Below are 8,129 nucleotides of genomic sequence, written 5' to 3'. Positions count from 1 at the left end.
ACCAGATGGCCGACCAGCTGGACCACGCGGTCGAGCAGCGGGGCAAGGGCGACCTGGCCGCCCTGCTGGCCGGCGGCGACACCTGGACCGTCGTCTGAGCCGTGCCGGCACCCACTACGGGGTGGCGGCGGGGCCGTACGTCCCCCACACCTGGCGCAGGGTGTCGCAGACCTCGCCGAGCGTGGCTCCGCAGGCCAGCGCGCGCTTCATCGGGTACAGGACGTTGTCGCGGCCCCCGGCCGCGGTGCGCAGGGCGGTCAGCGCGTCGTGGACACGATCGGCGCACCGCCAGGCGCGCAGTTTGGCCAGGCGTTCCGCCTGGCGCCGCCCCGTGGCGGGATCGGGGCGGAGCCGGGGCTGCGGCCCGCCCCCGTCGGGAAGGGCGCGGTGGGCGTTGCGGGCGATCTCATCCCTCTGGAAGCCCCGTACGACGGCCGCGAGCGCACCACCCAGCTCCTCCACCCGCCCCATCAGCTCCAGCGCCCCGGCCTCCACCTCGTCGGCCGCCGCCGCGACGTCCCGGCCGCCGGCGAGCGGATCCGGGCGGGCCGGGTACCGTACGCCGTACCGCTCCCTGAGCACCCGGGACCAGATGCGGCAGGCCGCACGTACGGTGGCGGCCTCCTCCAGGAACGAGGTCCGCGCGCCGTACACGAAGGACAGCCGGGCCGTGAAGTCGTCCGGGTCCATCCCGAGAGCGAGCGCCGTGCGCAGGTACTCGATGCCGGCGGCCAAGGTGAAGGCGACCTCCTGCGCCGGCGAGGCACCCGCCTGAGCGAGAGGTACCCCCGAGACCGAGAGCATGTTCCACTCGGGCAGGTGAGCGCGGCAGTACGCGAAGAGGTCCGCCGTCAGCCGCAGCGACGCCTCGGGCGGGAAGAGGCACCGGCCCGGGGCGAGGTACTCGGTCAGTACGTCGTTGTGCACCGTGCCGGTCAACCGGTCGGCGCGCACGCCCTGTTCCTCGGCGACCAGCTGGTACAGCAGCAGGAGCACGGCCGCCGGCGCGTTGGCCGCCAGTGACGTCGACACCCCCTCCAGAGGGATCCCCGCGAACAGCACCCGCATGTCGTCCAGCGAGTCGACCGCCACCCCGGCCCTGCCGACCTCGCCGGCTGCGATCGGGGCGTCGGAGTCATGGCCCAGCTGCGTGGGCAGGTCGAAGGCGACGGACAGCGCGGTCGTGCCGCCGGCGACCAGGCCCCGGTAACGGGCGTTCGCCTCGGTGGCCGTGCCGGGACCGGTGTACCGGTGCACACTCCAGGGGAAATCGGTGATCATCGGGACCTCTTCCCTCCCTCACGGCCGGCCCGACACGGGGCGCCGTGGGCCGCCACCGTACGGCGGAACGCTAAAGCCCCGGCTGAGGGCACTTCCTGTCGTGCAGCCACTGGCCACCGCTCCGGCTCGTCGCGCCCGGCATATGCATTCCTAGACTGCCGGGACGAGGAGGGAATCCGACCGGGAGGGCGGCCCCATCGTGCTCTTGCACCGAGACGACGAACGCGCACGGCTGGACAAGGCCCTGCGCACCTGCACCGGCGGCACGGCCCAACTGGTGCTGGTGGAAGGGGCACCAGGCTGCGGCAAGACCCGGTTCCTGCAATACGCCGCGGACACCGCCGGCGCCCGCGGGCTCACCGTCCTGCACGCCGCCGCCGACCCGGCCACCCGACATGAGGACCACGCTCTGCTGCGCCGGCTCGCCGCCTGCCGCGCCGGGGACCCGTCCCCGTCGGTACCGGGGCCGGATCTCACCGGCACGGGCTTCGCCGACCTGCTCCGCGCGGCCTGCGAGGACGGCCCGGTCGCCCTGTGCGTCGACGACCTCCAGTACGCCGACCACGCGTCACTCGCCGAACTGATGCACCTCGTCCACGCCCTGCGCGGGGCACGCCTGCTGACGGTGCTCGCCCGGTCACCGCACCACCGTACGGACGACTCCGAGCTGCACACGGAACTGCTGCGCCACCAAGGCTTCGTCCGCGTCCCGCTCACCTGCCTCGACGCCCGCAGCACCGCCGAACTGGCCCGCTTCTGGGGGACGCCGGTGCCCGCGGCCGCCACCGAGCGGCTCCACCGCCTCAGCGGCGGGAACCCGCTGCTGGTGCGGGCCCTGCTGGCCGAGCAGCAGGATGCCGCCGACGGCCGGCCCGAGTGGCCGGAACCCGAACCCGGCGGCCCGTTCGCCGAGGCCTTCGCGACCTGTGTGCGACGCTGTGGCCCCGCCGCCCGCCGGCTCGCCCTCGCCCTCGCCGTGCTCGGCCCGCAGGCCGACCTGCCGCGTGCCGCCCGGCTCGCCCGACTGGGCACCGATACCGCCGCCCGGGCCAGGAACGCCCTCGACGCCGCCGGACTCATCGCCGGTGCCAGGCTGCGCCACCCCACGGCCGAGTCCGCCGTGCTCGGCCCGCTCACCTCGCCGCAGCGCCGGTCGATGCACCGGCAGGCCGCCCGCATCCTGCACCACGCCCTGGCCGAACCGCTCGCCGTGGCCCGTCACTTGCTGGCCGCCGGGGCAGCCGGGCACGACTGGGAGATCCAGGCCCTGCGGGACGCCACCCGGCAGGAGCCGTTCTCGCCGGGCGACCCCGACGATGCACAGGCCTTTCTCCAACTGGCCCGCTCGAGCTGCCCCAAGGAGCCCACACGGCTGCGGATCACTCTTGAACTCGCCGACCGGGCATGGCGGTTGAACCCCGCCGCGGCCCATCATCTGCTCGACGAGCCGCAGGCCGCGCTGCGCGCCGGGCGGCTGGCCGCGGCCGACGCGGGGTGGCTGGCCCGGCTGCTGGCGGGACAGGGCCGGCTGGAGGAGGCCGACGAGGCCCTCACCCTGGCAGCCTGGGACAACGCCCGCCCGGCCCCGGACGGGGTGCCGTCCGTACCGCCGACGCGCGTCGCGGAGATCCCGGCCCAGGTCTTCGGCCGGGAGGTGCGACCGACCGGACTCTCGCAACAGGCCCGGCCCGAGTACCCGGTCACCCACGAGCGTCCCGCCGGACCGGTCACCCGGGCCGCCGCGCTGTGGTTCCGGCCGAGCACCGGGGACGACGTACCGGCTGCCGAACGGCTGCTGGCGGACACCCCGCCGGCCCAGGCCACCTTCGGGTCCGTGGGCCTCGCCCTGCACACCCTGGTCCACCACCGACCACACCGGGCCGTCGCCTGGAGCCGTCGGCTCGGCGAGCGGATTCCCGCCCCGGGCGCCCCCGGCTGGCAGGCCTTCTTCGCCACGGCCCGCGCCGAAGCCCTGCTGCGGCTCGGCGACCTCGCGGGTGCCCGGCGGGAGGCGACGTCCGCGCTCGACCACCTCGCGGGGCGCGGCGGGCCGTTCCTGCTCGCCCCGCTCGCTGTGCTGCTCCAGGCACTGACCGAACTGGGCGAGTACGCCGCGGCGGCCCCCTGCCTGCACCCCACCCTGCCCGGCGAGTCGTACTCGACCGTGCACGCCCTCGCCTTCCTGCGCGCCCGCGGCCGCCACTTCCTGGCCACCGGGCGCCCCCAGGCTGCTCTGGAGGAGTTCCTGGAGGTCGGCCGGACCGCAGGGCGCTGGGCCCTCGACCAGCCCGAACTGCTGCCCTGGCGCACCGACGCCGCTCAGGCGCTGCTCCGTCTCGGCCGGCCCGCCGAGGCTCAGACCCTGGTGGCGGACCAGCTCGCACTGCCGGCCGCGACCGGAGCACGGGTGCGCGGAATCACGCTCAGGCTCAGCGCGGCCACTGCGGAACCCCGACGCCGCGTCGCACTGCTGATGCGCGCGGCCGACGAACTCCGCGACTACGGCGACCGGCTCGAACTCGCCCGCTGTCTCGCCGACCTGGGCAGCGCGCTGCGGCTGGGCGGCGAGGGAACCCGAGCGGGGACCATCACCCGGCGCGCCTGGCAACTGGCGGACGACTGCGGGGCGGTGCCGCTGCGCGAGGCGATACGACCCGCCGCCGCACCGGAGCGTGCCGCGCCTGCCACGGGCCACGGGGACATCGTCCCCCTCAGCGCACCGGAGGAACGGGTCGCGACCCTCGCCGCGCAGGGCCACACCAACCGGGAGATCGCCACGAAGCTCTTCGTCAGCGCCAGCACGGTCGAGCGCCACCTCACCTGCGTCTACCGCAAACTCGGCATCTCCCGCCGCCAGGACCTGCCCATGGAACTGCGGACGCACAGCTACGAACGCGTCTGAGCCGTCACCACGTCTTCAGCGGGGCGAGAGCGGGTGTCGAGCGGCATGCGCCACAGTGGCTCAGGACCTGGGAGGAGAAGCCATGGGTGACGCGGTCCGGGGACGGTTCGCCGTGCGTGTCGAACGAGGGCAGGCCAGCGAGGAGGAGCTGGCCGCGCTCGCGATAGTCCTGCTCACCCGGTACTCGCACGGGCGGACGAACAGCAGGGGCACGGCCCCGGCCGGGACTCCGCGCTGGCGGAACGGGCCGCAGGCCTACCGGGCTCCCCACAGCTGGCGGACTTCCGCTACTTGATGAACTCCGGCGGCACCCGAGGCGGCCAGTGCCCCACCGTCAGCATGCCGAGGGAGTGGGCGCGGGCGACCAGGGCGGCGCGGTTCGGGGCCTTGAGTTTGCGGAGCATCAGGCCGACGTGGTACTCGACGCCCTGCCGGCTGAGGTAGAGGCGGGCGGCGAGCTGGACGGTGGAGGCTCCGGCGGCGACCCCCTCCAGGACCTGTGCGTCGAGCTTGCTCAGCAGCCGCTCGCGGGGGTGCGCGACCGGCTCCTCCACGGCCGTGGCCTGGTTCTCCTGGTCGGGGCGCACCTGGACGACGATGCCGGCGAGGCCGCCGCTGGTGTCGTGGACGGCGATGCCGGTGAGCCCGGCGGAGAAGACCCGGCCCGAGTCGCCGAGGCCGACCATCCGCTCGTCGAAGCGGTTGCTGCGCCCCTCCGACAGCCGTGTGAAGTGCCGGTCGAGGTACGACGGGGAACTGGGGTGGAGCAGCTCGTAGAGGCTGCGGCCGCAGGTGTCGGCCGAGGTACGTCCGAACTGGCGGGAGAAGTCGGGCTCGGCCGCGACGATCTGCCGGTCGGGATCGAGGTGGGCGGTGTAGGTGCGTCGTCCGGCGGCGGCGAGCGGCCGGCCGGCTTGCCCGTGCCGGTGCCCGCCCGCGGTGTGAGAGATGGTCGTCCGGTCGTTGGGGTGCAGGACATCCGTGATGCGAGTGGTCATTGCGACGTACCGGCTTTCTGTATCCAAGTGCGGGCTGGTGCGGGCCTCGTTGCACGGACGGCTTTCGCACAACACCGGGCGAAGGCCGGGGAACCGTGCTCGGCGGTTCGGGCGAAGGGATGCTGACGACGCCGGAGCGACAGCCATCGCCGGTGGCCGATGAGCCTCCTCGTTGCCTCGTGGACGGAACAAGTCCTGTTTCGACTGCACCATCCGGCGCTTGCGGGGCTTTTGTGCGGGGCATGGGGGACCCCTACGGCAGCCGTTCGCCGGTGCCCGGCCGCCGTGACCGCGCGCTCAGTCCCCGCATGGCGCCAGGCGCCACACCCCGGGCCGTACCTCCGCCCAGCCCGCCGGGCGGTGGTCGCTTCCGTGTACGCGGTCGAGGCAGCGCCGTGCGTACGACTCCAGGCGCGCGTCTCCCAGGGCCGTCGCCAGGCCCAGGCAGTCGGCGAAGTGGACCGCGGCCGCGTCCGGTCCGGCGTTCTCCAGGGCCAGCAGGCCCAGCACCCGGTGGGCCTCGTAACGGCCACGGGGGTCGTCGGCCACCGCGTCGAGCGCGGGGGAGAGCAGTGTGGCGGCCTCCTCCAGTCCGCCCGAGTCCAGTTGCAGTTCGGCCAGACCGACCAGGGCCCGCCCGCGTTCGACGGCCAGCGGTGCCGCGTCGGCCGTCAGCAGCGCCCGCTCGTAGTACTCGCCGGCCGTCGTGAGCCGTCGCCGCTGCCAGGCCAGGTCGCCCAGCGAGCGCAGCAGCCGGGCCTCGGCGGCGAGGTCCTCCTGCTTGCGTGCCGCCTCCAGTGCCAGACCGTGACAGGCGTCCCATGCGTCCCACGCCGCCAGCGACTCCAGAAAGCCGGTCATGGCGTCCGTGAGCTCCATCGTCCGCGACCACAGACCGGCCGCGTGGCAACGCCGTACGACGTCCACCAGTCCGTCCTGCCGCCGCCCGAACCACTCCAGCGAATGCACCCCGCGGCTCTCCGTCCGGCCGTGGGCCGCACGGAGCTGGGCGGTGAACTCGGCCGCCAGTCTGTCGGTGGCAGCCCGTGCCTGATCGGCCGGGCTCTCGTCGGCCAGGCACTCCAGGGCCAGCAGCCGCCACAGCGGGTGCAGCCGGTGGTGCGTGCCGTGTTCCGGGCCGCCCGCCACCCGGCGCAGCAGCCGCGCCTCGACCAGCCCGTCGAGCAGTTCACCCGTCCTGGTCATGTCCTCATCGAGGACGGCGGCTGCCGTAGGCGGGTCGAAGGGGCCCTCGGGGAGGAGTCCCAGCAGGCGGAAGGCGTGCCGCAGGGCGGGCTCCGTCTGCTCGTAGCAGGAGCGCAACCGGTCGTGGAAGCCGGGCGCCGCGGCGCTGAGCTCGGCCAGCCGCCGCTGCTCGTCCCGCAGCCGGGCGGCCAGCATCTCCAGGCCCCAGCCCGGCCGGGAGGCCAACCGTGCCGCCGCGGCGCGCAGGGCCAGCGGCAGCCCCTCGCACAGCGCGGCGATCTCGCGCACCGGCCCCTCGGCGCCGTGCTGCGGGACCAGGCGGCCCGCCGCCGCGGTGAACAGCCGCCGGGCCTCGTTCTGGGGGAGCACGTCCAGTTCCAGCACCCGGTCGGTCAGCCCCTCCGGCACGCGCCGGCAGGTGATCAGCGCCGTGCTGCCCGGAGTGTCCGGCAGCAACGCCCGTACCTCGTCCGGCGATCGGGCCCCGTCCAGGATCAGCAGGACCCGCCGGCCGTCGGTCAGCCGGTGCAGCAGGCGGCGCAGTTCGTCCCGCCCGTCCGGCAGCGGCCCCTCCACCCCGAACCGGCGCAGCAGACGGCTCAGCGCGTCCGTCGCCGTCGCCTGCCGGGAACCGTCCAGTTCGAGGAAGATCCGGCCGTCCGGGAACAGGCCGCCCAGCTCGTGGCCGGCCGCGACGGCGAGCGCGGTCTTGCCCGTGCCGGCCGCTCCGGCGATGGCGGTACAGCCGCCGGCCGGGACGTCGCGCACCAGGGAGCCGAGCCGGTCCAGTTCCTCGGCGCGACCGACGAACACCGGGTCGCGCGGGGGCAGCCGGTCGAGTGCCTCGCCGGGCAGCTGGGCCGGTGCGGAGCGGACCGCTACGGAGGGGACCGGATCCGGTGCCGACCGCGCGGGCTGGTCGTCGGGTGCCGTCTCGGGCGGTGCCGGCGGGGTGGACGAGGGGTGCAGCAGCTCAGGGTCGCCGGACAGGATCCGCTGGTGGAGCTGTTGCAGCTGCCTGCCCGGTTCGATGGCGAGTTCCGTGACGAGGTCCTGGCGCAGCTGCGCGAACACCCGTAACGCGTCCACCTGACGGCCGGACCGGTACAGAGCCGTCATCAGCAGCGTGTGGAACTCCTCGCGCAGCGGCATCTCGGCCACCGCGGCGTGGAGTTCACCGATCAGCCGCTGGTGGTGGCCGAGCTCGAGTTCGGCGCGCATGCGCTGTGCCAGGGCGGCGGCGCGGACCTCGCCCAGCCGTACCGCGGTCCGGGCGAGCAGCACGCCGTGCGGGGTGTCGCAGGCCAGCGGGGCCCGCCATAGCTGGAGCGCACGGTGTTGCAGGTCCGCCGCGGCGGCGTGATCGCCGCGCGACAGCGCCGCCTGGCCCTTGTGGTGCAGTTCCTCGAACACCGTCAGGTCGAGCTGCGCCGGGTCCAGGTACAGCACGTATCCGGGCGGGCGGGTGACCAGTGCGTCCCGGCCGTACTCGGGGTCGGCGGTGTGCAGCAGTTTGCGCAGCTGGGAGATGTAGACCTGGAGGGTGGTCGTCGCGGTGCGCGGCGGCTTCTCGCCCCACAGCTCGTCGATGAGACTCTCCACCGAGACGATCTCGTTGGCCCGGACCAGGAGGGTCGCGAGCACGGCGCGGACCTTGGCCGCCCGGGGTCTGACCGGTTCGGCCGCTGTGGGCGAGGTGAACTCCAGGGGACCGAGAATCCGAAAACGCATGTTCCACCTTC

Annotated in this window: 5 protein-coding genes; 2 read left to right on the top strand and 3 right to left on the bottom strand. The window is 74.5% G+C overall.

Translation table 11 applies throughout. The features are described 5' to 3' along the window. Positions 1-114: 114 nt before the first annotated feature. On the bottom strand, positions 115-1,281 hold the full coding sequence (locus ACFY01_RS45445) for a methylmalonyl-CoA mutase family protein (protein ID WP_390741666.1): 1,167 nt from the start codon (positions 1,279-1,281) through the stop codon (positions 115-117). Between the two features lie 199 nt (positions 1,282-1,480). Here ACFY01_RS45445 and ACFY01_RS45440 point away from each other — a divergent pair, with 199 nt between their 5' ends. Together ACFY01_RS45440 and ACFY01_RS45435 are read left to right on the top strand one after the other, a co-directional pair. Further along, positions 1,481-4,183: an AAA family ATPase gene (locus tag ACFY01_RS45440; RefSeq protein ID WP_390741665.1), complete on the top strand. Its 2,703-nt coding sequence runs from the start codon at positions 1,481-1,483 to the stop codon at positions 4,181-4,183. An 82-nt stretch (positions 4,184-4,265) separates the two neighbouring features. Further along, positions 4,266-4,478 carry an acyl-CoA carboxylase epsilon subunit gene (locus ACFY01_RS45435; protein ID WP_390741664.1) on the top strand — a complete coding sequence of 71 codons (213 nt, stop codon included), beginning with the start codon at positions 4,266-4,268 and terminating at the stop codon, positions 4,476-4,478. Here ACFY01_RS45435 and ACFY01_RS45430 read toward each other — a convergent pair. Further along, entirely contained in the window at positions 4,471-5,181 is a 711-nt protein-coding gene (locus ACFY01_RS45430; protein WP_390741663.1) for a LuxR C-terminal-related transcriptional regulator, read from the bottom strand. The genes ACFY01_RS45435 and ACFY01_RS45430 overlap by 8 nt on opposite strands. 297 nt (positions 5,182-5,478) lie before the next feature. Next, complete coding sequence (locus ACFY01_RS45425) at positions 5,479-8,118, bottom strand: BTAD domain-containing putative transcriptional regulator (RefSeq protein ID WP_390741662.1); 2,640 nt, start codon at positions 8,116-8,118, stop codon at positions 5,479-5,481. Positions 8,119-8,129: the final 11 nt, after the last annotated feature.

It is taken from the genome of Streptomyces sp. NPDC001480, assembly GCF_042894725.1.
Classification (GTDB): Bacteria; Actinomycetota; Actinomycetes; order Streptomycetales; family Streptomycetaceae; genus Streptomyces.
This window is presented reverse-complemented; position numbering and strand designations above follow the sequence as displayed.

Excerpts from the sequence above, each read along its gene's own strand:
- ACFY01_RS45425 (WP_390741662.1), bottom strand. The coding sequence starts at position 8,118 with ATGCGTTTTCGGATTCTCGGTCCCCTGGAGTTCACCTCGCCCACAGCG.
- ACFY01_RS45435 (WP_390741664.1), top strand. The coding sequence starts at position 4,266 with ATGGGTGACGCGGTCCGGGGACGGTTCGCCGTGCGTGTCGAACGAGGG.
- ACFY01_RS45430 (WP_390741663.1), bottom strand. The coding sequence starts at position 5,181 with ATGACCACTCGCATCACGGATGTCCTGCACCCCAACGACCGGACGACC.
- ACFY01_RS45445 (WP_390741666.1), bottom strand. The coding sequence starts at position 1,281 with ATGATCACCGATTTCCCCTGGAGTGTGCACCGGTACACCGGTCCCGGC.